Raw genomic sequence first — 24,087 nt, 5'->3', positions numbered from 1 at the left:
GTAGCAGCATCAAGCCAAGGTCAATGCTGCTGAAGGCACTTAACGCGAAAGTTTTAGCTCAATCCGCCCAATCCGAATGATGTCGCCATAGACAATTGGGGTCGGGTCGGCTACTTCAATGTCGTTGATAAAGGTGCCGTTGGTCGAACGCTGGTCTTCCAGCCACCAACTATCGCCACGCCATTCCAACAGCGCATGCTCCGAAGATAAAAATGAGTCGTTCAAGGCCACATCGCTATCAGGCCGCCGCCCAATCATATTCACCGCGCCAAGCTCAAAAGCATAGCCACGCTGCAAGCCAGTATCACCACTCGACATGACAATCAACTTGCCATATAAATTTTGCGCCGCTCCCGCCAGCACGCCCGCACCACCAGTTCCGCTGCCAACTACCTGCAATTCGCGCCGAATAACCCGTACTACCTGATATAAAAAGAAGTACAAGAAAAAGATCACGCTAATTCGTAACAGCAAAATTACAAAATCAAGCGTAGCACTGGTGATGCTCTGACCCATTTAGGCCTCCTCAAAACGCAATTCTAAACCACCAAGCGACACAATGTCGCCGTTGCGCAGTTCCCGTTCTTGCACCGGATCGCCATTGACAAACGTGCCATTGGTCGAACGCACATCGCTGATCCAGAAGCGCCGCGCCCGATAGCGCAGTTGGGCATGCTCACGCGAAACCCGACTATCTTCGAGAATCAGATCGTTGTTCAAGCCGCGACCCAAATTGGTCACCGATTTTTTAACTGGAATCCGGTGTTCGCCTTGGTCAGTATACAAGATTAAGTTGGCTTTCGGCGGGGTTGGTTGGCCACTAATCGCGGCTCCGGTTGGCCCAATCATTTGGGTGCTGCCGCCAAGATGGGCTGGCGCTTCGCTAATTTGGCCGTCAATCATAATCGAGCGCTGCTTGACCGCCGGATCAGCTACCAACTCCACATTCGGATGATGCACCATCGTAAAACCACGCTCGCGCGCTAGCTCAGCTAAATAACGAGCCATTTCATGCTGCAAATTGGTTTTAACCGGCTCAAACGCTTTGTAATCGTCAGGGTGCAAATGCGCTTTATAGGCATTCGGCACCAAAATCCGATCCATGCTAATTGTTTGTTGGCTTTCCATGGCCCGTTCAAGGCGCTTGCCAATTTCGGCTGGTTGAATTGGGCTGCGAAACAAGCGCGCCACATTGCCCTCAACCATACCTTCCATAAATTGTTCAAAGCGTGATAATGCACTCATCGATAATCCTCCGTGCGCAGGAGACTGCTACGCTGACATCTGCGAGAGATCAAGGAGCAATTGCTCAATCGCCGCATCACCACGTAGATGAAAAACCAATTTACTTGTTTTGGCCTCAGCCAAACGCTTCAGCACCCTTGGCCGCCGAGCCTGAGGGTACGTCCAAACAAAATCGAAGGCAACCCAATCAAGCTTTTCTGGGCAGTCTGCCGCCAAATCAGGCCGCGAACGCCCATGATAGACAATTCGTCGTTTGATTACTCGCCACAAGCAGCGCAAACGTGACTGATCGATAAAAATCACGGTATCAGCATGCGGCCAACGTTCATCAAGCGTTGCCGAATAATTGCCATCCATAATCCATTGTGACGCTTGCACCAATTCGCGTTGTTGCGCTCGCCACGTTTCACGATCTGGCTCAACCCAACCTGGCCGCCAAAAATAACTATCAAGGTGAATCACTGGCAAATTTAATACAGCGCCAAGCCGCTTGGCTAGCGTGCTTTTGCCCGAACCCATTGAGCCAAAGATCAATACTCGCTGGATGCTTTTCACTTGGTCGGCTCCTTGACCGCCGCCCCCAAATACGAAGGCTCTAAGCTGGTCAAATCGTCGCGTTCGCCTGCTTGTAGCCGATTCCAAGCAATTTCGGCCAAGAAACCAGCCCGCCGCAAACCAACTGCTGGCGATGGAATCACCACCCCAGCCCCACGAGCTTCATTGATTGCTAGGGCCAAGCGTGGGTCAACATCGCCGCATACCAACGCCAGCTCAGGAATCGCAGCCAACAGTTCATCACGCGAAACATTGCGTTCTTGGCCAATCCGCATCCAAGCGCGGCGCAAGCGAAATTCGGCCATGGCATAGCGATCGCGGCCAAGCTTGATCACCGCCACCACGCTGCGCCCAATCCGTTGATGCGGATAGGCCAACGTTTCAAGGCTGCTAATGCCAAGCAAGGGCAAATCGTGGGCCAAGGCTAAACCTTTGGCGCTGCTCATGCCAACCCGAATGCCGCTCCACGAGCCAGGCCCGACCGAAACGGCAACCCCAGTTAATGCAGCAGGAGTCAGATCAAGGTTGCTGAGCAACTGTTGCGCCATTGGCAAGAGCTGGGTTGAATGTCCACGCCCAGCAAACCAATTGGCCTCTGCACGCAATCCATTAGCATCATAAACCGCTACCCCAGCGGTGTCGGTGGCTGTATCAAAGGCAAGTAACATCACAAATTCTCAATCTAGCAAACTATTATTTACCACGCAAACGCTGGATCAATTGCTTATAGCGCTCGCCATGGGGCTTGAGCCGCATCATGCGTTTGGTTTCGGCCAAGTGATCGATCCGAATTTCCAAATATTCACTGGGCAACGAATCAGCGACGCGCTCGGCCCATTCGATCACACAAATGGCGCTATCGTCCCATAATTCTTCCAAACCAATCGAATCGAAATCCTTGGCATTGCCTTCAAGTCGATACAGATCAATATGGTGAATGCGGGTGCGCCCGTGGGTTTTATCAGCAGTATAGTTATTGACTAAAACAAAAGTTGGGCTGGTAACGTCTGCTTCAGGGATACCAAACGCGCTGGCAATGCCTTTGGTCAAGTGGGTTTTGCCCACACCAAACGTCCCAAACAACAGCACTAAATCGCCAGCAGTTAAGGCTGCGCCGATTTGCTGACCAATCCGCACCGTGTGGGCTGGCCCATGGCTCACCACATCGATGCTATCAGGCTCTAAAATGGCAGGAATACGTGCTTTCATAGGCTCAATTGTAGCATATGCTGGCTGAAAACGGGCATCATGCCAATTGCCATGCTGGCGCGGTTGAATGCCACTGTTCAAGCCAATTTATCCCAAATGAGCATAGCGCTTAAATGCGCACGCTACGATGATATTTTGCTGAAACCAAACAACGATTATGTTCAGACAATCTTCTAATAGTGGCCTACTATATTTTTAACATCGCTCTGCTATGCTTAGTGCAATTACAACTGAATAGGGAGGTTTCGCAACCATGAATTTGAATATTTACACCGAAAAATCACGCGCGGCTATCTTTGATGCCCAAAGCATCGCTTCTCGCAACGGCCAAAGCGAAATCACACCAGAACATGTTCTTGTGGCCTTGCTCGAACAAGCCGATGGCGTGGTTCCGCAAATTATCAGCAAAATGGATCGCGATCCGCAAGCTTTAGTTGCGGCGCTTAACGATGAAATTCGGCGTTTGCCACGCGTTAGTGGCAGCCAAATGCAGCCAGGTATTGGCCAACGGCTTGATCAAGTTTCGCAGACTGCCGAAAATGAAGCCAAAGGCATGGGCGATGAGTATGTTTCGACCGAACACCTGTTGCTTGGGCTGGCTAGCGAACGTGCCAAAGGCCCAGCCCAGCGTTTGCTCACATCGTTTGGTATTACCAAAGATGCAATTCTCAAAACCTTAACTGCCATTCGGGGCAACCAACGGGTTACCGATCAAAACCCAGAAGGCAAATATCAGGCGCTCGAAAAATATGGCCGCGACTTAACGACGTTGGCTCAACGTGGCAAGCTTGACCCAGTAATCGGACGCGATGAAGAAATTCGGCGCACGATTCAGGTGCTTTCACGGCGCACGAAAAATAATCCAGTGCTCATTGGCGAGCCAGGCGTTGGTAAAACTGCCATCGTCGAAGGCCTCGCTGCGCGGATTGTGCGTGGCGATGTGCCCGAAGCGTTGCGCAACAAACGCTTGATCGCACTCGATTTGGGCGCGTTGGTCGCCGGCGCAAAATTTCGCGGCGAGTTTGAAGAACGGCTCAAAGCAGTGCTCAGCGAAGTAACCAACGCTGAAGGCCGCGTAATTTTGTTCATCGATGAGTTGCATACCGTGGTTGGCGCAGGCGCAGCCGAAGGCTCAATGGATGCCTCGAATATGCTCAAGCCAGCGTTGGCCCGTGGTGAATTGCACACTATCGGCGCGACGACGCTTGATGAATATCGCAAATATATTGAAAAAGATCCAGCGTTGGAGCGCCGCTTCCAGCCAGTGTTGGTCGGCGAACCAACAGTTGAAGATACAATTTCGATTTTGCGTGGTTTGAAAGAACGCTACGAAACGCACCATAATGTGCGGATTACCGACGCGGCAATTGTCGCCGCCGCAACCTTATCCAATCGCTATATTGCCGATCGCTTCTTGCCCGACAAAGCAATTGACTTGATCGACGAAGCAGCAGCCAAGTTGCGCATGGAAATTACCAGCGATCCAGTTGAACTTGACGAGATCAAGCGCAAACGCATGCAATGGGAAATTGAACGCGAAGCCTTGAAACGCGAAAAAGACCCTGCATCTAAGGAACGGCTCGAACGGCTCGAACGCGATTTGGCCAACTTGCGTGAACAACAAGCGGTGCTAGATACCAAGCTTTCGAGCGAGCGCGGTGCAATTAACGCCATCGCCCAATTAAAAGAAAAGATCGACCAAACCAAGGTTCAAATTGAGCAAGCGCAACGCCAATACGATTACAATCGCGCCGCCGAGTTGCAATATGGCACGCTCAATACCTTAGAGCAACAATTAGGCGAAGCAGAAGCCAAAGTTCGCGATATGCAAGAACATGGCATGCTGCTCAACGAAGAAGTATCCGAAGAGGATATTGCCCAAGTTGTCGCCAAATGGACAGGTATTCCGGTTTCCAAGCTTTTAGAAGGCGAATTGCAAAAGCTGGTCAAGATGGAAGAACGGCTGCATGCGCGAATTATTGGCCAGCATGAAGCGGTCAAAGCGGTTTCCGATGCAGTGCGCCGTTCGCGGGCAGGCCTGCAAGATCCCAATCGGCCACTTGGTTCGTTCCTGTTTCTTGGGCCAACCGGGGTTGGTAAAACCGAGTTGGCACGGGCCTTGGCTGAATTTTTGTTCGATGACGAAGCAGCAATGGTCCGGATCGACATGTCGGAATATATGGAACGTCACGCCGTGGCACGGCTGATTGGTGCACCTCCAGGCTATGTTGGTTATGAAGAAGGCGGCCAATTGACCGAGGCTGTGCGTCGTCGCCCATATAGCGTGGTGCTGTTCGATGAAATTGAAAAAGCGCATCCCGATGTGTTCAACACCCTGTTGCAATTGCTCGACGATGGTCGCTTAACCGATGGTCAGGGTCGCTTGGTCGATTTCACCAATTCGGTGGTGATTATGACCTCGAACATTGGCAGTAGCCGCATTCAAAGCTTGGTTGATGATGAAGAAGCCATGCGCGAAGCAGTGATGGAAGAACTGCGCGATGAGCTACGCCCAGAATTTCTCAACCGGATTGATGATTTGATTATCTTCAAGCCATTGACCCAAGCTGAAATCAAGCATATTGTTGATATTCAGGTTGATCGGCTGAGCAAACGTTTGAGCGAACGTAAGCTCAAGTTGGTTCTGAGTGAAGCGGCGCGCCAACATCTGGCCCACGTTGGCTATGATCCCGTCTTTGGGGCGCGGCCACTCAAACGAGCCATCCAAAGCGAGTTGCTCAACCCGCTCGCCTTGGAAGTGCTCAAAGGTCGATTTCCAGCGGGCACAACCGTCAGCGTCGATGTTGATGCAGGCAAACTGATTTTCAACTAAACCAATTAATCAATTCGACTCAGCCCCCATCATGAGCGTGATGGGGGCTTTTGTTGGCGCGAAAAATGCCCTATACTAGCCGCATTCAGCCAATTGTCGATGGAGCAGTTTATGCCCTTTCGTCGTCCGCGTCGAGGGCGAATTGGCCCTCTTCGACGTAAACAAGGAGTTCCTGTGGCCGAAACAACTCTAGAGAACATTACTGCCGCAGCTGATGGCTTGCAGATGATGAGCGAAACCGATGCGCCATTCACGCCATATACCTGGGATGCGGCAACTCCATTCAGCCCCGAAGCACTCGCCAATGGCCAGCCGATCCAAACCATCAGCCTTGAGCAATTCTTTGGCAATGCCACCAGCGTGCAAGATTGGCATGGCGAGGCTGAAAAAGCCACAGTGAGCCAATTTCAGCAGTTGGTCGAAGTGCTCAAGGCCGAATTAACCGACATTCAGGTCTATCGCGTGGGTGAAATCAATATCGATGCCTATATTTTGGGCAAAGATAGCGCAGGCAATGTGGTTGGCCTAAAAACTCAGTTGGTTGAAACTTAGGCTAAAAACCACTGCACCAAAAATGGTTTACACCGCCGTCGCAGCCGATCGCGCAAATTGTAGAGATCGTTGGCTTGCAAACCAAGCTGTCTGGCCAAGGCAGTAATATTATTATCCTCGCACAACAAGGCATACCAATACTGCTGGGCAATCAGATACAGCGGATCATCGACCATCGCGTGAACTTCAGCAGCCATATGCCGTTGAAGTTCACAGCGCTCAACATGTTCATGCGGCAGCAGATCGGGCGAGGCAATGGTATCGCCTAACTCACGTTGACAGTCGCGGCTACTGCTTTGACTCAAGTAGTAGGTTTGATCTTGTGGTTTTGGCGTATAAATACCGGGGCTTTCGTGAATTCTGCGGCTACCAGTTCCACCCAGTTTTTTCGCGTTTTTGGCTCGCCACCAATGAATAATTGCGCGCTCAGCAATGGTGTGGATATAGCTGCGTAAGCGAGCTTCAAAGCGAAACTGTGGTAACGAACGCTTGACATTCTCGTAGGCCACCAAATCGGGCGAATGCTCGCATAGTTGTGAGCCATTGCCCAACGAGAAGCGCTTGCAGCGATACCAACTGAGGATTTCATCCATAATTGAAACCCAAATTAACTCGTGATGTGGGTGTTGAGGATCGCATGCGGCAGCAACCGTGGCATAATCATGATACACATTGACAATAATATCAGGATATTTGGCTGGATTTGAGGCAGGGTTGCGTTGCAAAATTTCACAACTGCGCTGGCAAAGAAGCTGACATCCTGCCCCATCTAATTGCCAACCATGGTGTCGATTCAATTGGCTTACTATATCTCCAATAGCATCAGCGTACATACTCATATACTGCTCCCGTCTTAGTCATTCAGACTAACGGATTCAATAACTAGAAACAGCTGTACTGCATAACAAGAGGTAGTGCTAGGATGCATTGCAGAACACGGCGGTAGAACGTGAAGAATCCTGCGTCGATAATAGAGAGTTGGGATAATCTGGCTCCTTATTTCAATGATTTTAATAAGCCAAAAGACAATTGGTGAACAAAATGACGGCAACAATTGATAACAGTTACTGTGGATAGAGCTATTAAATCATGATCTATTTAGCTGCCACAAGTAGCCATAAGGACTTATTTTGGATAGGACTAAGTGCTAGGCATTGAGTAGTCGTAACAAGCTTTCTACGTGCTTCAAAAGGAACTAGCTCAAGATAGGCTTAATAAACTATTAAAAAGTGTTAGAGTTAATCATTAATAAAACCTTTAGCCGCACTCACGCTGATTGCAAGAAAGCAACTCTATGCCCGAGCAAGCACCTCTCAGCTGGAAAGCCCGTGGATGGCGCTGGATTAAGCAGTGGTGGCAGGATATTGTCCATGGCGCTGATCCATTTGCAACCCTAACTGCAATTTTGGCCTTGTTTACTGGGCTAATTGGCATTATGGGCGCGTTCAATCTGGATTATGGTGGCGCACCAACAGGGGTTATTCTGCTCGATTTTGGGGTGACGCTCTGTTTGGGTGGCTTGGCGTGGTGGATGTTTCGCCAGCCAAGCGCTATGTGGCCGCGCTGGATTGTCGTAGCAGTGCTGACCTTGGCCTGTTTTTATGTGCTGGCCACAATTCCTTCAGATGCGGCGGTGGTCGTTTTGACCATGTTACCAATTTTGATGGCAATGTTAGCCAGTCGGCGTTGGTGGCCAATTGCCTTTTATCCGCTCTCCGTGACGATTGTGGCCTCGCTGCACGCTGGTGGTTGGCAGGTTTTTACGCCAGCAATTATTGCATTTAATATTTTGGAATTTTTGATGCTTTGGGGTGTAACCTCGCAAGCTGTGCAATTTGCCAAAGCGCGGGTCAAAACCGAAGCCCAACTGAGCAAAGAGCAACAAGTTCGCCAATTTATGCGCTTCTTTCAGCACGAATTACGTTCATATAGCAATAGCCTTGATGTGTTGCTGCCAATGCTCAATCAACAACTTACCGAACGCACAGCACTTGAACAAGCGGCGATTCAGCCACAAGAATTGGTGGGCGTGCTCCAAAGCACTGCCGATTCGATTCGCCAACTAACAACTGAATTGCTGGTGCTGACGCGCGAAGGCCAATTGCTGCCACAGCAACGCATGCCAATTCAACTGTTGCCTTTGCTGCAAAGCGAACAAGCAGAAAGCCAAGCAGAAATGCAACGCCATGGCCTTAATTCAACAATTCAGATCGCTTGCCCTGCTGAGTGCATTGTGATTGGTGATGCGCTCTTTTTGCGCTTAGCAGTGCATACCATTTTACAAAATGCAATTGAGGCCCTGTTGCGCTACCCTGGCGAAGGCCAAATTTTCATTCAGGTTGAGCAAACTCCGCAGCAAGCTAAACTTGTTATTTATGATACAGGCAAGGGCTTTCCCGCCGATTTACTCGACCATCTGAATCAGGCCCAATCGTTAAATCAGGCCTTGGGCTGGACAACCAAAATCGGCGGTAGCGGCTTGGGCATGCCCTTAATTCGCCATGTTGCGATGCTCCATGGCGGCACTGCGCACTTTATCAATCGACCAGAAGGCGGGGCACAAATTACGCTGGAGCTGCCACAGGTTTAGCCAGCGTCAGGCGAAAGACCAATGGCGCACCCAAGGTCGTCCACATGCCAATAATCAAATAGCGCAAGCCATCGGCCAAAAGCGTTTCGGGCAACACGCTTTTGAGCACCGCCCGTAGCACAAAAACCATGCTAATGCCAATAATGATTTTCATTAATTGCCGCCACCAAACGCTGCGCACTTGAAATTGGGCATAGCGCTGTTGCAAACCCAACGTACCCAACGCGCCAGCCAAAAAGCCCAACATCTTGACCCGATCAGCGCCAGAATCGAAGCATAAGCCCAATAAACACATGGCAGCCAAACCCAACGCCAAACGTTCTTGGGTTTTGGTTGGCAAAGCGCTAATCAGCGGCGTGAGATAAATACTGGCGACCACAATCAAGCTACCAAAAAACCAACCACCAAGCACATCGATTGGCCAATGCACGCCCAGATAGAGCCGCGAAAAGCTAACCAGCACAATCATCAGGCCCGCCAAAGCCCAAACCCAACGCTGCCGTAGCCACAACCCAACAAACGACCAAAAAACCAAGGTATGCTGGGAATGACCGCTGGGAAACGAAGGAATCCACGAGCCGTCGGGATTAATCGCGGTTGCCTTGGCTTGCTCGCTCAGCGGGAAACGCTCAGGATAGGCGGCGGCTGGGCGAACTGTATCAAACCAATCTTTGAGCCATGCATTGGTATAAAACGAACCAATTAACATCAGCATCAAGCGCACACCCAAGTTGATGCCAACACACCAAAAGATAATTGGCCCCAACAGCAGGTAAAAATCCTCACCGCCAATGTTGGTTATCCATAAAAACAGCTGATCCAGCACTGGAGTACGCCATTGCTGCAAGCGTTCGAGCAGATCAAGTTGCATTGCCAACCTCACTAGAATGATTGGCGCAATTATACGTTAACTAAAAACGGCTCCTTGGCAGCAACCAAGGAGCCGAAGCACTGGACGGATAAAGGATTTTAGCGGCGTGGGCGAGCCAAGGTTGGGGTGATTTTCACGCCCCGAATTTGGGTGCGACCAAGCGCAGCTAACACGCGGTTTGCAGCATCGTCTGGCACATCGACAAAGGTGAAGTTATCGAAAATATCGATTGCGCCGATGGCGCGGCCTGGCAAGCCAGATTCGTTGGCAATTGCACCAACAATATCAGCAGGGCGCACGCCTTGTTCGCGGCCAATGTCGACAAACAAGCGGGTCATGCCTTCTTCGCGGAACGAGCGGCCACCACCGTTGCGATCACCGGTACGAGGAGCACGAGCAGCACGATCGCCACCACGTTCGCCAGGCCGATCACCGCCACGTTCGCGGCGGTCGCCACGGCGACCATTATCGCGGCTATCGCGGCGATCGCCACGACGTGCATCGAAGGTTGCTTCGTCTTCGACCATTTCCAACGGATCTTCGGCGGTCAAATCTGGTTCGCCGAGCATCATTTTGAAGGCGGCTGCGGCCAAATCGGTTGGCGAATATTGTTCGGCCAATTCTTCGGCCAAAACCAAATATTGCTCCAAACCACCATGTTCGGTGTGTTGCTCGATCAACTCGCGCAAGTTGTCCTTGAAGGCTTCGCGGCGGCGAGCCACCACGTCGGCAATCGTTGGCAAGCGCAAACGTTGAATCACAGCACCAGTCATGCGTTCGATCGTACGCAGTTGACGGCGTTCGCGAGGCGTAACCAAGGTAACGGCAACCCCTGAACGGCCAGCCCGACCAGTACGGCCAATCCGGTGGACATAGGCTTCTGGATCAAGCGGAATATCGTAGTTGATCACGTGGCTAACATGTTCGATGTCCAAGCCACGAGCAGCTACGTCGGTTGCAACCAAGATTTCAACTTGTTCTTCGCGGAAGCGCTTCATCACGCGGTCACGCATTGCTTGGCTCAAATCGCCGTGCAACAATTCTGCGCCATAGCCGCGAGCCAACAATTTTTCACCAAGCTCATCGACCATCGCCTTGGTGCGGCAGAAAATAATCGCCGAAGTTGGCATTTCAAGGTCAAGAATCCGCGTCAAAACTTCGAATTTATCGCGTGCGCCAATTTCATAATAGACTTGGCGAATCAGCGGTACGGTCAGTTGTTCGCGCTCAATCGTCACCATTTGCGGTGATTTCAAGTATTTGCGGGCCAAACGAGCGATTTCATCGGGCATGGTTGCCGAATAGAGCGCAGTTTGGCGATCTTTGGGAGCGCGTTCCAAAATATATTCAATATCGTCAACAAAGCCCATGTTGAGCATTTCGTCGGCTTCGTCGAGCACCACGGTGCGCACAGTTGAAAGATCAAGCGTGCCACGTTCCATGTGGTCCATCAAACGGCCAGGCGTACCAATCACAATATTAACGCCACGCTTCAAGGCCCGTAATTGGCGATCAATTGGTTGACCACCATAAACTGGCAAGGCGCGAATGTTCAAATATTTGCCATACGCTGAAATAGCATCCGAAACTTGGACAGCTAATTCGCGGGTTGGGGTCAAGATCAAGGCTTGAACACCCATGGCCTTGGTGTCGATGCGTTCAATTGTTGGCAACGCAAAAGCTGCTGTTTTGCCGGTGCCTGTTTGAGCTTGGGCGATAATATCGTTGCCACTGAGCATCAAACCAATACTTTGGGCTTGGATTGGAGTTGGTTCTTCATAGCCAAGTTCAGTGATTGCCCGCAACGTCGCTTCGCCTAGCCCCAGTTCCGTAAACGTAGTCATTAAAAAGAATATCCTTTCGGTGAATGTAGGGTTAACAGCCCTTTGCTGTTACCGTCCCGCAGCGTGCGGAGTCGCCCTAACCCCCCGAATTGGCAAGCAAGCGACGCGCACGACACAAAAAACGCGGGGGCTATACCGCCCGCGTTTTCGTTCTCTGCTTAGCGTTAGATCCGATTATAGCATGATTTTTGGATTATGCCAAAACGTAGATAGCTGCATCTTATTAATTTTTTATAGGATTGAGCTTCATTTTATGTAAAACTCAAGCTGGGCCAGCCATGGCGTTTGAATCGCTTGATCTGCTGCTTGTTCTAGCAAGCGTTGGCTATCGGGCTTGGCTTGTTGCCAGCGCGCAACCGCATAAAGATAGGCTAATTGTGGCTCAGCTGGATTGGCCTGATAGAGTGGGGCAATCATGTGCTCGGCTTCTGCAGGCAGCGAACATTGCAAACCAACGCTGGCCACCACTCGCCGCGCTAAATCATCAACCGCACTATTCAAGGCTTGGCGCGCATACTTTAGGCCACTGCTACAGCGGCGTAACGGCGTGTTGATATAAAAATTGGCAGCTTCTAAGGCCAACGTGCCACTCATTGGCCCCGTGGCAATCGCTTGATCGTAGGCGGCGGCAGTGCCATTAAAATCTGCTTGGCTCAGGCTAATCGCTGCCGCAACAAGGTAATTGTCGCTGCTGACTGGCTCCAAATTAACTGCCTGCTGCAACGCTGCAAGCGCCAAATTGGGCTGGCCACTGCTAGCGGCAATTTTGGCTTGGGTGCGAGGCAAGGTTGCCACGTTGGGCCATTGCGTTTGAGCAGCCTCGATCAGCGCCAATGCGGTTGCACTATCGCCAGCACTCCAATGCAGCAAAGCGCGTTGGTTGGCAGCAAAACTCGCCATCGAATCGTTGACGGGAATCTGGCTCAGCAAAATGTCGGCAGCTTGCCACAAGCCTTGTTCACTCCAAAGGCTGGCAACACCGAGCATGCGTTGGGCCGAGGTTTGAGGCACAAGCTGGTTGAGGCGTTGCAGGCGTTGCTGCAATTGCCATGGGTTCGCCAATTGTAGGCCATTGGCTTGGGGTTGAATTTGGGTAACGAGGCTTTGGGCAAGCTGAGGATCAGTTGGCAATGCCAATTCAGCGCTCCGCAACCAAGCCCAATTCTGCCATGGCTGCTGCAAGCCTTGAGCTTGATTCAATTGGTTGGTTGCACTGATTAAGTCGCCGCTGCGCAAGGCAATTTCTGCCCGTAGCAGGTGGCTCCATGGCGTGGCTGCCAAGGTTTTAAGTGTTGATTGAACTGACGCTTGATCGCCGCGTTGCAAGCCAGCCCACGCATAGAATTGCCAAGTTTGTTGATGTTGTTCAAGGCTTAATGGCTGGCGAAACACGTCGATCAGTTGCTGGTGCGCTGCTTGCCACTCGCCGCGAGTCAAATACAATTCGGCCAGCGCTAATTGATTGGGAACGCTGGGCTGGGTTTTGTTTAATTGTTGATACAGGCGTGTGGCTTGATGCCATTTGCCAGCTAAACGGGCTTGAGCCGCTTGGAGCGCCAAACTTGACGGTTGCTGAACCAACCATGCCAACGCGAGAATGATAATTAAACTTGGCCCAAGCCAACGCCAAATCCGTGCCACACAGACCTCCCAACGCAGATGTAGGGCTATTTTATCAGGGATCAGGGGCTAGGGGTCAGGGGTCAGTGAATGAGCAACCGCGAATAGCTGAAACCGCGAAGAGCGCGAAGGCCACGAAGTTTTGATCCACGAAGAGCACGAAGAGGGAATTGGCTGTTGGCTGCTGAAACAATTTATGGGTTGGCACGAGCTGGAATCCCGATCCCCAACAACCAATCCCCGACCCCTCGCGTCGCAACTACGAAGAGCACGAAGGGCACGAAGGGAGTTTTAACGCAGGGGCGCAGAGAGGATAACGCTGTGGGCTTTTGGCTATAGGCTATAGGGAATGAAAACAATCATCTGGGCTAATCTGTGACAATCTGTGGCTAAAAATAAGCATTCGTGCAATTCGTGGCTAAAAAAATCGTCTTCGTGACCCTTCATCGATCAATATGCTTAACGCAGAGGCGCAGAGAGAAGCAGGCTACAGGCCCTTGGCTTTTGGCTGCTGGAATAATTTATGGGTTGGCACGAGTTGGAATCCCGATCCCCAACAACCGATTCCCGACCCCTAAAAAATCGTTATAATAACACAATTGTTCGATAATCAGTCGCAAGAACGACCATAAATAGCAGGAAGCGCAGTATAATTAATGATGTGATTTAGGAGGTCGTATGCCACCATTAAAAGTCCATGCACCCTACGAACCGCGTGGCGATCAACCACAAGCAATTGCCCAATTAGTCAATGGCTTGAACAGCGGGCTTGTCCACCAAACACTTTTGGGGGCAACAGGGACTGGCAAAACTCATACAATTGCCCGGGTCATCGAACAGGTTCAACGGCCTACCTTGGTAATGGCCCACAACAAAACCCTTGCTGCCCAATTGTATGCAGAGTTTAAAGAATTTTTTCCTGATAATGCCGTCGGCTACTTCGTTTCATATTACGATGCCTACACCCCCGAAGCCTACGTGCCATCGAAGGATTTATATATTGAAAAAGAAGCCCAAATCAACGAAGAAATTGATCGCTTGCGCCACGAAGCAACCCAAGCGCTCTTTACCCGCAACGATGTGATTATCGTCGCCTCGGTTTCGGCGATCTATGGGCTTGGCTCACCAACCGATTACGGCCAAGTGGCATTGAAGCTGAAAACAGGCGAGGTTCGCAACCGCGATAAAGTGTTGCGCACGCTGATCGACCTGCAATTTGAGCGCAACGATATTGATTTTCATCGTGGCACATTCCGCGTGCGTGGCGATACGCTCGAAATCTTCCCAGCCAATGCAGAAACCGCCTTTCGAATTGAAATGTGGGGCGATGAAATTGAGCGCATGGTCGAGGTCGATCCGTTAACTGGTGAGATTTTAACCCAAAAAGATCAAATCGAAGTCTTTCCGGCCAAGCACTTTATTCCCAATGCAGAAAAAATGCAGGCCGCGCTGAATGACATTCGGCTTGAGCTAGAGCACCAAGTCGCTCACCTTGAAGGCGAAGGCAAAATTCTCGAAGCTGCACGGCTCAAGCAACGCACGCTCTACGATTTGGAAATTATGGAAGAATTGGGCTATTGCTCAGGGATTGAAAACTACAGTCGGCATATGGATCGGCGCGGCGAGGGCCAAACGCCGTGGACTTTGCTCGATTACTTTCCTGACGACTTTCTCTTGGTCGTCGACGAATCGCACATTTCGGTGCCACAGATTCGCGGGATGTTCAATGGCGACCGTTCGCGCAAGCAAACCTTGGTTGATTTTGGTTTTCGCTTGCCCTCAGCGCTCGATAATCGCCCATTGATGTTTGATGAATTTTCCAAGCATGTGCATCAAGCAATTTATGTTTCAGCTACGCCTGGTGTGTACGAATATCAACATCATGAACAAGTGGTTGAGCAAATTATTCGGCCAACTGGCTTGCTTGATCCCATGGTTGAAGTGCGCCGCACCCGTGGCCAAATCGATGATCTGCTTGGTGAGATCAAACAGCGGGTTGATACTGGCTCGCGGGTGTTGGTAACGACGCTCACCAAGCGAATGGCCGAAGATCTGACCGATTATCTCAAAGAAATGGGCGTGCGCACCCAATATTTGCACTCCGATGTCGATACAATTGAGCGCATCGATATTCTGCGCGATTTGCGCTTGGGCGTGTACGATGTGCTGGTTGGCATCAACCTGCTGCGTGAAGGCTTGGATTTGCCCGAGGTTTCCTTGGTGGCGATTCTTGATGCTGATAAAGCTGGCTTTTTACGCTCAGAATCGTCGTTGGTGCAAATTATTGGGCGGGCAGCTCGTCACATCGATGGCACGGTGCTGATGTACGCCGATAATGTCACGCCAGCGATGGATTATGCCATTAGTGAAACTCGCCGCCGTCGCCAAATTCAAGAGCGCTACAATCAACACCATGGCATCGAGCCAAAAGGGATTGTCAAAGCGGTGCGCGATTTGACCCAAGGCATGAAGAAGGTTGCCGAAAAATCAGCTGCCTACAAAACCAGCGAAAATCCCGATAGCATGACCAAAGAAGAGCTGTTCAAACTGATCAGCGAGCTGGAAAAACAGATGAAACAAGCAGCCAAAGACCTAGAATTTGAAAAAGCGGCCTTGCTGCGCGACCAACTGACCCAAATGCGCCAAACCTTGGCCTTGATCGACAACACGGCCTTGCTGGAAAGCGTGAACCACAAACCACGTGGCGCTGCGCCAGTTGCAGTCGAAGATCCGGGCAAACGCAAAGTCAAAGGTCGCTCACGCGGCAAACTTTAATCATTCAAGACACAGCGCGGCTGGTTGCAGCACTAGCCGCGCACCACGACCCACACTGCAACCCCCAAAAAGAGTTGAATTACTGCGCTACCAATTAATAAAGCAAATGCGCCAGCCCGTGAAGAACGATAGATCAACGCCCCAAATCCAGCATTGATCAGCCAAGCCAACAAGCCAACGAGTGGCAAGGCCAATAATTGCTCGCGGGCCTCAACGCCGCTCACCGCGCCAGTTGCGTCGATGCGAATTGGCACTTCTAAAGGCAATTGGTTATAGCGCCAAGCAATTAAACCCCAGACCGCAAAATTGAGCAACAGCCCAACGACTAAAGTCCAGCGGACTGCGTTATTCAGCCAAAAATCGTAGGCGATGCGGCTTGAGCGCACCACACCTTCGCTTTGAACCTGCACGACCCCCAAGTTGAGCCGACTTTCAAGCTCTTGGATAAAGCTCTCGCGTTGGGCTGGAGTAATTACATAACTGCCGCCAGTTGTGCGCAAAAGCAAGGCTTGGGCGGCGGGCTGCGTGCTAAAGAAATTCAACACATGCTCATCGGCAGCTTGGCCAACCCCAGTGGTATAGGCAAAACGGGTCAAAAGGCCGGGCTTTTGTTTCACGCTGACACTTGGCTCAACCGCAGTAATCAAGTTCATCGGCACAACGGCAGTGTTGCCAAGCCAGTGAATCGTCAAGGCATTGCGGTCAACCCGATAATGCAAGGTTAAAGCACTGCCAACCCGATACAGCATAATCAAGCTAATCAAAAAGCCCGAAACTGCACTTGCAAACCAAGCAAAGGTTGTTAAATCGATGCGCCATGACGTTGCAGCACCGCTGATATCGGCGAGTAATTGCATGGTTGCCCAAATTGTTGCCGCAATTACGAGCAGCGTAATCACTAACGCAACCCAGACTCGCAAAGTTCGTTTGGCCCACCATCGATTCATGGGAACTCCTCAGATTAAACAACAAGTGGCGGGTCGGCATTGACCCGCCACTATTCTACCTGTTTTTGCTTATGGTGTTGGCGTTACGACAGTCGTTGGGGTCGTTGCGCTTGCAGGCGTTGCTGTTGGCGCAGCCGAACCGGTGGTTGGCGTAGCTTCGCTTGCAGGCGTTGGCGTTGGCCCCAGAGGATCGATGGTTGGCTGCGGAATCGTAGTTGGAATTGGCTCAATTGTTGGTGGCACGGTGGTGGCGGTTGGTTCTGGGAAACGCTGCACATTGGCGGAGGCCCGTTTTTCCTCGATCCACTTCTTCACCGCTTCATCGCGCTTGGTTGCCAAATCGCTTTGGCTTGGGCGCAATTCGCGTTGATGCACCAAGACAATGTGCCAACCTTCGCTAGATTGATATGGCTCACCAATCACACCAGTTTCTTGGGTTGAAATTGGCACCGTGATCCCCAATGCATCATACTGGGTCAACGGTTTCATCCCAGTGGCTGGGTTATCGGTTGCATTATTGGTGGTATTCAACAACTGCACATCGGTAAAGACCTCAGCGCTGGTCAATTGAGCAGCAACATCATCGATTTTGGTTTTGGCTTGCGCCCACTTGGTCACCGTCAAGGGGTCGGTTGGATCGGTGATATTGGCGGTTACGAAAATTTGCTGGGCATCAGCATAAATTTCCTTGGTTGCCTGATCTTCGGTTACCAACTTCTCGCCCAGCTTTTCGCGAAACAATTGCAGGCGTTCTTGATGCAAGACGAAATCTTTGAAGGCAGCGCGATCGAATGGCAAAATAGCCAAGCCATAGCTTGAAGTTTCTTCGATAAATTCGCGCAACGTCCCAAAATACGTCGTAATTGCTGAATCAACCCGAGCGCTTGCTTCGCTCAAGGTTGGGGTTGGCGTTTGGGTTGGGGTCAACGAAGCGGTATCAGTTAAGCCATTCGTTGAGGTAACTGGGGCAACTGGGTTCATCACTTCGTTGGCAGGCGCAAACTTGGCGGCCAAACTTTGTTGCAATTCTTCGTCGCTAACGGTAATGCCTTCAGCGGCAGCATTGTTTTCAAGCACCTTATCGTTGATCAACTGATTGAGTACAGCATAATCAAGTGGGGCATTTTTATCTTTCAAGCCAGCAATATAATTGGTCACATCGGTTGCAAATTGCTCAGTGCCTTGCAATTGATATTGGGCATATTGTTGAATTTGCTGTGCCAAGTTAACTGCTTGCTGAGATTGCATAATTTGGCGATATTGTTGATATTCAGCGTTGCTAATTTCAACGCCAGCGACGTTCGCCACAGTTTTGTTGGGCACAATCACCTTTTGGATGACCAAGCCAATGCCAATTAACAACACAGCCAAGCCAACTGCGGCAGCGGCAATTAGCAATACCTGTGAGCTTTGCTTCCGTTCTTGATCCCAGCGCGCTCGTTGCCGTTTGGTCATGGGCTTTGCGGGCTGCACGTTATCATTCTTTGCCATAATCCTTGCCTACTCCAATGAGGGGTAATCTAAAGTAAAGCAGGCACAGCGCGGATCTCGCGACTGTGCCTGAGCTTCGTTAACCAACGACGCAGAATTAACCGCGGGTATTTTCTGAAACGAATGGCAACAGCGCTAAGTGACGGGCGCGTTTGATTGCAACATTCAATTTGCGTTGATATTTAGCACATGTGCCAGTGCGGCGGCGAGGCAAAATCTTGCCACGATCTGAGACCATGCGTTGCAAGCGTTTGATATCTTTGTAATCTGGCACAATACCTTCAGCCGTGAAGACACACACTTTGCGACGGGGTGTGTATTTGCGGCGACCTGCCGACTTACGGCGTTGATCTGACATGCGAACGGCTCCTTGTATGTTCTAGTAAGTAAATTTCAAATTAGAATGGGATATCGTCATCGCCGATATCTGGCTCGTTGGTGTAGCCACCGCTATAGTTACCGCCACGATTATAATCATTGGCGGAGTTATCGCGTGGCGGGCGAGCATTGCCGCCAGCCTGGTAGCCACCGCTGCGCGCTTGGCCTTGACCTTGCTGCTGATCGGTACGATCAAGAATGATCATATCGCTAGCAACTACTTCGGTGCGAAAGCGCTTTTGGCCGCTATCATCATCCCACGAGCGGGTTTGCAGCCGACCCTCGATATAGACGCGGCTGCCTTTGGTCAGATACTGATTACAGATCTCGGCCAATTTGTTCCAGACCACGACCGAAAACCATTCGGTTTCATCGCGGGTCTCGCCATTGGGGTCTTTCCACTGACGACCAGCGGCGACAGTGAAGTTGGTCACGGGTGTTCCTTGGGGCGTAAACCGCATTTCAGGATCTTTGCCCAAGCGACCAATAATCATCACTTTGTTTAAATCTTTCGCCACGGTTTCCTCCCCGTTGGTTTTAGCGCTTGGTTTCGTCGCGGATCAACAAATAGCGCAAGATTTGTGGAGCCAATTTCAAGTGGCGTTCCACTTCGGTCACGCGATCTGCGTTCAAGGTGAAGTGGGTCAAGAAGTAAAAGCCTTCGGTGTAGTCGTCGATTGGATAAGCCAATTTGCGACGGCCCCAAGGAGCGCCTTGTTCGGTGCTGGCTACTTCGCCGCCTTGGGCTTTGATGTAGCTTTGGATGGTCTCGATGGTCGTGTTGAGTTCTTCCTCGCCACCCAAATCAGGGCGCAGGACGGTCATCATTTCGTATGCACGCACGATGTTTTCACCTACATGAAACATTAAATGCCACCGTTTCATGGCACGGGGCCGCCAATATCCAATTGAGTTATATGCATGGAGTCAAGGTGTTGCCAAGGCAACAAGCACCCAAGGGTGCGGGGAGGGTTCGCATGGAACCACTCGAAGACTCCTTCCTTCGGGTTTGCCCCGTTTTGACATTGGGTTTGGTGGCCACAAGCCTACGGAGCAGAAAGGCCGCCGCAGTATAGCATAAAAGTTGGTATAGAGCAATGAGAAGATAGAACATAGAGCAAAGAACATAGAACATAGGGGTCGGGCTGTGGGCTTTAACACAGAGGCGCAGAGAGGAGAAAGGATGAAGGATGAAGGATGAGGGATGAGGGATGAAGGGAAGATGGCTATGGGCTAGCGGAACATTGATTGACATTTCCAACAATCTCCCATAGCCAAAAGCCCAAAGCCTGTAGCCTATTTTCCTTCGTGCCCTTCGTGTCCTTCGTGGATCAAAATCGCTCCCGATCCCCAGCCCCCAACATTTAAGTGGTTAAACCTGCCACTTTTGCTTGGCAACTAGCGACCAGCATTGTGAAAAGCATCGCGTATAATAGACACACTATTGATTCGACCTTTCACGTGGAGGTTTTATGTCGGCTGAGTTTCGTGTGGAGAAAGATTCGCTCGGTGAGGTACAGGTGCCAGCGTGGGCATTGTATGGAGCACAGACTCAACGAGCAGTGCAGAATTTCCCAATCAGCGGCCTGAAACAGTATCCTGCATTCATTTGGTCAATGGCGACAATCAAAAAAGCCGCCGCCCTTGTCCACCAAGATTTGGGCTTGCTCGATGCCAACATGGCCGCAGCGATTGTGCAAGCAGCAGATGAAGTGATCGATGGCACATTGAACGATCACTTTGTGGTTGACCCCTTCCAAGCTGGCGCTGGCACATCGCACAATATGAATATCAACGAAGTGATCTCAAATCGGGCCAACCAAATTTTGGGCTTCAACATCGATGACCCCAAAAAGCCAGTCAACCCCAACGATCACGTTAATATGGCTCAAAGCACCAACGATACCATTCCAACGGCCTTGCGCTTGGGTGCATTGTGGCGCTTAGATGAGTTGGTCAACACGGTTTTGGGCTTGGCCGACGTTTTGGCTGCCAAAGGCCAAGAATTCGACCATGTGCTCAAATCGGGCCGCACGCACTTGCAAGATGCAGTGCCTGTGCGCTTGGGCCAAGAATTCAATGCCTATGCCAAAGCTGTGCGCCTCGATGCCAAACGCATCCAAGTTGCTGGCGATCGCTTGCGCGAACTCGGCATCGGTGGCACGGCTACTGGTTCGGGCTTGAACGCTCACCCAGAGTATCACGCTCGCATGGTCACCAAATTAATGGGCCTGACCGGCATTGAACTGCGCACCTCAGACGATTTGTTTGAACGCATGCAAAGCATGGGCGACCAAGCTGATTTCTCAGGCTCAATGCGCGCCTTGTGTGTTAGCTTGATTCGGATTGCCAACGACCTGCGTTTGTTGGCCTCTGGCCCAGCCACCGGCTTGGATGAAATTCGCTTGCCAGCAGTGCAGCCGGGTTCATCAATTATGCCTGGCAAAGTCAACCCAGTCTTGGCCGAAATGCTCAACCAAGCCTGTTTCCATGTGATGGGCAATGATCACGCTGTGACCTTGGCCGCCCAAGCTGGCCAATTGGAACTCAACGTGATGATGCCAATCATCGGCTATAACATCTTCCAAATGATGGATGTGCTGATCGGTGCAGTGAAAGCCTTTACCGAAAAGTGTGTCTTGGGCATTCAAGCCAACGAAGAAAAAGCCACTGGCTGGCTGGCCAAGAACGCCATTTTGGTGACGGCGCTCAACCCAACGATTGGCTACCTCAAAGGTGCTGAAGTGGCCAAAGAAGCCATGGCTACCAACCGCACTATCCGCGAAGTGGTGGTCGAAAAAGGCTACCTAAGCGCAGAAGAAGCTGATAGCTTGCTCGACGTGCGGGCCATGACCGAAGGCGGGATCTTCGGTGGTGGCGGCGCTGGCGGCTAAACCTCAGCCTAAAACCGAATAGTATTGAACCCTTGCTTGAATTGAGCAAGGGTTTTTTTATTGCTGGCAGCAAGCATCAAACTGTGACTTTGTTTGACACAGCGACTTGCTAAACTAAGGCCAGCAAAACCAAGTGGCACAATGCACAGGTTTGAGCGTTAGACGATGGTTTGAGTATATGCGAGGTGCAATTGTGGGTACGGCAATCGGTGCTCCCCAAGGCGAACCAACCCAGCGCCGCAAATTCCAGCTGACCAACCTAGATGGCAATAACAACAAATACTATCTGGTTGAAATGTGGCAGCTTGCAGCGAACGATGTTTTTTTTCGCGCCACCTATGGCCGAGTTGGCTCCGCCGCCCAAGTGGATGAGAAAGTCACAAACCTCGAATGGATCGAGCGCAAAATTCGCGAAAAGGTCAAAAAAGGCTATCACGAGGTAGCACTTCACCGCCCAAGCGTTGTGGCAGCAGCTGCTGAGCCAGCAGTAACGCTGGCCGAGCCAATTCGCAACGTGATTGATTATATTTTCGATGAAGCTGGTGAGGGCATTGCTTCGTACTTGGCAGTTGGCCTCGATGCAATTTCTGCTGAGCAAATTGAGCATGGTCGTAAGTTATTGAGCCTCGCTCAATTGCAACATAGCACATGGCAACAAAGCCAAACGCCAGCCAATTTGGCCTTGCTCAGCAGCACAGTTCAACATTTTTACAACACTGTGCCAACCAAATTACCCAGCAAGATCAAGCGCGAAACGGTGATCGAGAATTTTTGCAACGATTTCGATGAGCAAGAAACTCGCTTGCATCAATTAGAAGCAGCGATCGCCACCATGACCGCCCAACAGCGCAATCCGCAGGTTTCACGCTACGAAACCTTGGGCGCTGAACTTGATCTGCTGGCCCAAAACGATGATCGCTATCGCCAAATTTGCGATTACGTGGATCGCACCAGCGTCCATGGCTACAAAGTGCGGGTCAACAGTATTTTTACACTCAATATTGGAGCCGAGCGCCGTAATTTCGAGCAAAATCAGCTTGGCCGCAGCAATACGCAATTGCTCTTTCACGGCACGGCGGGCCAAAATGTGCGCCACATCTTGCGCAGTGGCTTGGTTTGCCCCCGCACGCCATCGAATGGCCGCATGTTTGGCCACGGGATTTATTTTGCCAATAAAGCAACCAAATCGACTAATTATTGCTCGGTGCGGCGGCGCAATCGCCCGCTATTTCTCTTTTTGGCTGATGTGGCGGTGGGCAATCCCTTCGTTGCACCAACGGCCCAGAGCGATTTTCGGGCAGCGCCCAAGGGTTTTGATTCGGTTTGGGGCAAGGCTCAGCACACCACTGCTTGGGGCGGCAAATTGCAATACGATGAATTCATTGTCTATCAATCAGCCCAACAAAGTTTGCGCTATTTGGTGCTTTTCGATCGCTAGCTTATTAATTTTTTGGAGGCTTGTATGCAACTCGGTGATTGGGTTGAATTTGAAATTATTGTCAGCAAACAATCAAAAGGCCCAGGCAGCAGCCCATCAACCCAAAATATGGGTCGGGTACGTCGTGGCATGGTGATTGGCGTGCGCAATGTCTATGATGTAGTTGGCGGCAATCCGCCACAATTAGCCAACCCCCAGCCAGTTTTGATTGTGGCAGTATCGTTGCATCGCGCGTATCGCGTTTTCCCCCATGATGCTACGCCAACCAGCCCGCCAACGCCACGCCGCAGTCGGCAACGGCGGGTTGCCTCGCCCCCAAACCAACCTGTAGCGATGGGCAACGACGACGACGATTGGCACGCGGTCGATGATCAACAATTAAGTTTATTGATTGCCGAGCAAATTGGCACATGGATCACCGCAGGCCAAATGTTTACGGCCTACGACATTACGATGGCGCTGCGCACCGCCAACCCACGCTTGATCATCAAGCACGATCGGGTACGGCCACTGGTGCATAGCGTCATGAATTCGGCGGTGGTCAGTGGCTTGTACGAACGCGAAAGCGCCTCGTTCAACACCAACCAAGCCACACGCTACTTGCCAATTGAAGCGTAAACCAGAACAGAGAGCATAGAGCATAGAACATAGGAGTGGCTATAGGCTATGTGTACTGGTACATTGGATTGGCAATCATGTCCCCTCACCCCCCAACCCCCGCTCCCACTGAACGCGGGCGAGGGGGAGCCGACCGTTTCTCACCAAGGAATTGGGGGAGAGCTACGGTGTTAAAGCCCCTCGCCCGCGCACGGGAGAGGGGTTGGGGTGAGGGGATCAGGCGGTTG

General features: G+C 51.2%; 21 protein-coding genes. 7 read left to right on the top strand and 14 right to left on the bottom strand.

Going from position 1 to position 24,087, the window contains the following annotated elements:
* Positions 1 to 39: 39 nt before the first annotated feature.
* Genes C5S61_RS09780 through tsaE form a run of 5 tightly spaced genes read right to left on the bottom strand, consistent with a single transcriptional unit; the run spans position 40 to position 3,009 of the window.
* On the bottom strand, positions 40 to 516 hold the full coding sequence (locus C5S61_RS09780) for an FHA domain-containing protein (protein WP_110514874.1): 477 nt from the start codon (positions 514 to 516) through the stop codon (positions 40 to 42).
* The gene (locus C5S61_RS09775; RefSeq protein ID WP_054536599.1) at positions 517 to 1,245 is read right to left on the bottom strand and encodes an FHA domain-containing protein; all 729 of its coding nucleotides are present in this window, start codon (positions 1,243 to 1,245) and stop codon (positions 517 to 519) included.
* A 27-nt stretch (positions 1,246 to 1,272) separates the two neighbouring features.
* Positions 1,273 to 1,800, bottom strand: coding sequence for a P-loop NTPase family protein (locus tag C5S61_RS09770; RefSeq protein ID WP_110514873.1), 528 nt, complete (start codon positions 1,798 to 1,800; stop codon positions 1,273 to 1,275).
* Positions 1,797 to 2,468: a tRNA (adenosine(37)-N6)-threonylcarbamoyltransferase complex dimerization subunit type 1 TsaB gene (gene tsaB, locus C5S61_RS09765; protein WP_110514872.1), complete on the bottom strand. Its 672-nt coding sequence runs from the start codon at positions 2,466 to 2,468 to the stop codon at positions 1,797 to 1,799. The genes C5S61_RS09770 and tsaB overlap by 4 nt, the downstream gene beginning before the upstream one ends.
* Before the next feature lie 25 nt (positions 2,469 to 2,493).
* Positions 2,494 to 3,009: a tRNA (adenosine(37)-N6)-threonylcarbamoyltransferase complex ATPase subunit type 1 TsaE gene (gene tsaE, locus C5S61_RS09760; RefSeq protein ID WP_054536596.1), complete on the bottom strand. Its 516-nt coding sequence runs from the start codon at positions 3,007 to 3,009 to the stop codon at positions 2,494 to 2,496.
* Between the two features lie 253 nt (positions 3,010 to 3,262).
* Between tsaE and clpB the strand changes: the two genes are divergently transcribed.
* Together clpB and C5S61_RS09750 are read left to right on the top strand one after the other, a co-directional pair.
* The gene (gene clpB / locus C5S61_RS09755) at positions 3,263 to 5,842 is read left to right on the top strand and encodes an ATP-dependent chaperone ClpB (RefSeq protein WP_110514871.1); all 2,580 of its coding nucleotides are present in this window, start codon (positions 3,263 to 3,265) and stop codon (positions 5,840 to 5,842) included.
* A gap of 174 nt (positions 5,843 to 6,016) precedes the next feature.
* The gene (locus C5S61_RS09750; protein WP_164689324.1) at positions 6,017 to 6,394 is read left to right on the top strand and encodes a nuclease A inhibitor family protein; all 378 of its coding nucleotides are present in this window, start codon (positions 6,017 to 6,019) and stop codon (positions 6,392 to 6,394) included.
* On the opposite strand, the gene C5S61_RS09745 is transcribed toward C5S61_RS09750, so the two are convergent.
* Entirely contained in the window at positions 6,391 to 7,119 is a 729-nt protein-coding gene (locus C5S61_RS09745) for a hypothetical protein (RefSeq protein ID WP_124033417.1), read from the bottom strand. The two genes, C5S61_RS09750 and C5S61_RS09745, sit on opposite strands and share 4 nt — an antisense overlap.
* 569 nt (positions 7,120 to 7,688) lie before the next feature.
* Here C5S61_RS09745 and C5S61_RS09740 point away from each other — a divergent pair.
* Positions 7,689 to 8,984, top strand: coding sequence for a sensor histidine kinase (locus C5S61_RS09740; protein ID WP_110514868.1), 1,296 nt, complete (start codon positions 7,689 to 7,691; stop codon positions 8,982 to 8,984).
* On the opposite strand, the gene C5S61_RS09735 is transcribed toward C5S61_RS09740, so the two are convergent.
* From C5S61_RS09735 to C5S61_RS09725, 3 genes are all read right to left on the bottom strand, one after another.
* A complete protein-coding gene (locus tag C5S61_RS09735) occupies positions 8,959 to 9,855 on the bottom strand; it encodes a phosphatase PAP2 family protein (protein WP_110514867.1) in 897 nt (298 codons plus the stop codon). The genes C5S61_RS09740 and C5S61_RS09735 overlap by 26 nt on opposite strands.
* A gap of 98 nt (positions 9,856 to 9,953) precedes the next feature.
* Positions 9,954 to 11,699, bottom strand: a complete 1,746-nt coding sequence (locus C5S61_RS09730) for a DEAD/DEAH box helicase (protein ID WP_110514866.1) — start codon at positions 11,697 to 11,699, stop codon at positions 9,954 to 9,956.
* 246 nt (positions 11,700 to 11,945) lie between these two features.
* A complete protein-coding gene (locus tag C5S61_RS09725) occupies positions 11,946 to 13,340 on the bottom strand; it encodes a hypothetical protein (RefSeq protein WP_110514865.1) in 1,395 nt (464 codons plus the stop codon).
* A 657-nt stretch (positions 13,341 to 13,997) separates the two neighbouring features.
* Between C5S61_RS09725 and uvrB the strand changes: the two genes are divergently transcribed.
* Positions 13,998 to 16,094 (top strand): excinuclease ABC subunit UvrB, encoded by a 2,097-nt coding sequence (uvrB, locus tag C5S61_RS09720; protein ID WP_110514864.1) that lies wholly within the window; start codon positions 13,998 to 14,000, stop codon positions 16,092 to 16,094.
* A 32-nt stretch (positions 16,095 to 16,126) separates the two neighbouring features.
* Here uvrB and C5S61_RS09715 read toward each other — a convergent pair whose 3' ends face one another.
* The 5 genes from C5S61_RS09715 to rpsF all read right to left on the bottom strand — a co-directional run bounded on the left by C5S61_RS09715 (position 16,127) and on the right by rpsF (position 19,753).
* On the bottom strand, positions 16,127 to 17,041 hold the full coding sequence (locus tag C5S61_RS09715; protein WP_110514863.1) for a PH domain-containing protein: 915 nt from the start codon (positions 17,039 to 17,041) through the stop codon (positions 16,127 to 16,129).
* A 69-nt stretch (positions 17,042 to 17,110) separates the two neighbouring features.
* Positions 17,111 to 18,532: a peptidylprolyl isomerase gene (locus C5S61_RS09710; RefSeq protein WP_110514862.1), complete on the bottom strand. Its 1,422-nt coding sequence runs from the start codon at positions 18,530 to 18,532 to the stop codon at positions 17,111 to 17,113.
* Between the two features lie 97 nt (positions 18,533 to 18,629).
* On the bottom strand, positions 18,630 to 18,890 hold the full coding sequence (gene rpsR, locus C5S61_RS09705; protein WP_012192483.1) for a 30S ribosomal protein S18: 261 nt from the start codon (positions 18,888 to 18,890) through the stop codon (positions 18,630 to 18,632).
* A gap of 40 nt (positions 18,891 to 18,930) precedes the next feature.
* The gene (locus C5S61_RS09700; protein WP_110514861.1) at positions 18,931 to 19,428 is read right to left on the bottom strand and encodes a single-stranded DNA-binding protein; all 498 of its coding nucleotides are present in this window, start codon (positions 19,426 to 19,428) and stop codon (positions 18,931 to 18,933) included.
* Between the two features lie 19 nt (positions 19,429 to 19,447).
* Positions 19,448 to 19,753 (bottom strand): 30S ribosomal protein S6, encoded by a 306-nt coding sequence (rpsF, locus tag C5S61_RS09695; RefSeq protein WP_164689323.1) that lies wholly within the window; start codon positions 19,751 to 19,753, stop codon positions 19,448 to 19,450.
* Between the two features lie 629 nt (positions 19,754 to 20,382).
* Here rpsF and C5S61_RS09690 point away from each other — a divergent pair.
* The 3 genes from C5S61_RS09690 (at position 20,383) to C5S61_RS09680 (ending at position 23,860) form a co-directional block, all read left to right on the top strand.
* Positions 20,383 to 21,804, top strand: coding sequence for an aspartate ammonia-lyase (locus C5S61_RS09690; protein ID WP_110514859.1), 1,422 nt, complete (start codon positions 20,383 to 20,385; stop codon positions 21,802 to 21,804).
* Between the two features lie 178 nt (positions 21,805 to 21,982).
* Entirely contained in the window at positions 21,983 to 23,242 is a 1,260-nt protein-coding gene (locus tag C5S61_RS09685) for a WGR domain-containing protein (RefSeq protein WP_110514858.1), read from the top strand.
* Positions 23,243 to 23,266: 24 nt separating this feature from the next.
* Positions 23,267 to 23,860, top strand: a complete 594-nt coding sequence (locus tag C5S61_RS09680) for a hypothetical protein (protein WP_110514857.1) — start codon at positions 23,267 to 23,269, stop codon at positions 23,858 to 23,860.
* Positions 23,861 to 24,087: the final 227 nt, after the last annotated feature.

Source organism: Herpetosiphon llansteffanensis (assembly GCF_003205875.1).
Taxonomy (GTDB): Bacteria; Chloroflexota; Chloroflexia; order Chloroflexales; family Herpetosiphonaceae; genus Herpetosiphon; species Herpetosiphon llansteffanensis.
The sequence above is the reverse complement of the archived record's forward strand: the minus strand, read 5'-3'. Positions and strand labels throughout refer to the sequence as shown.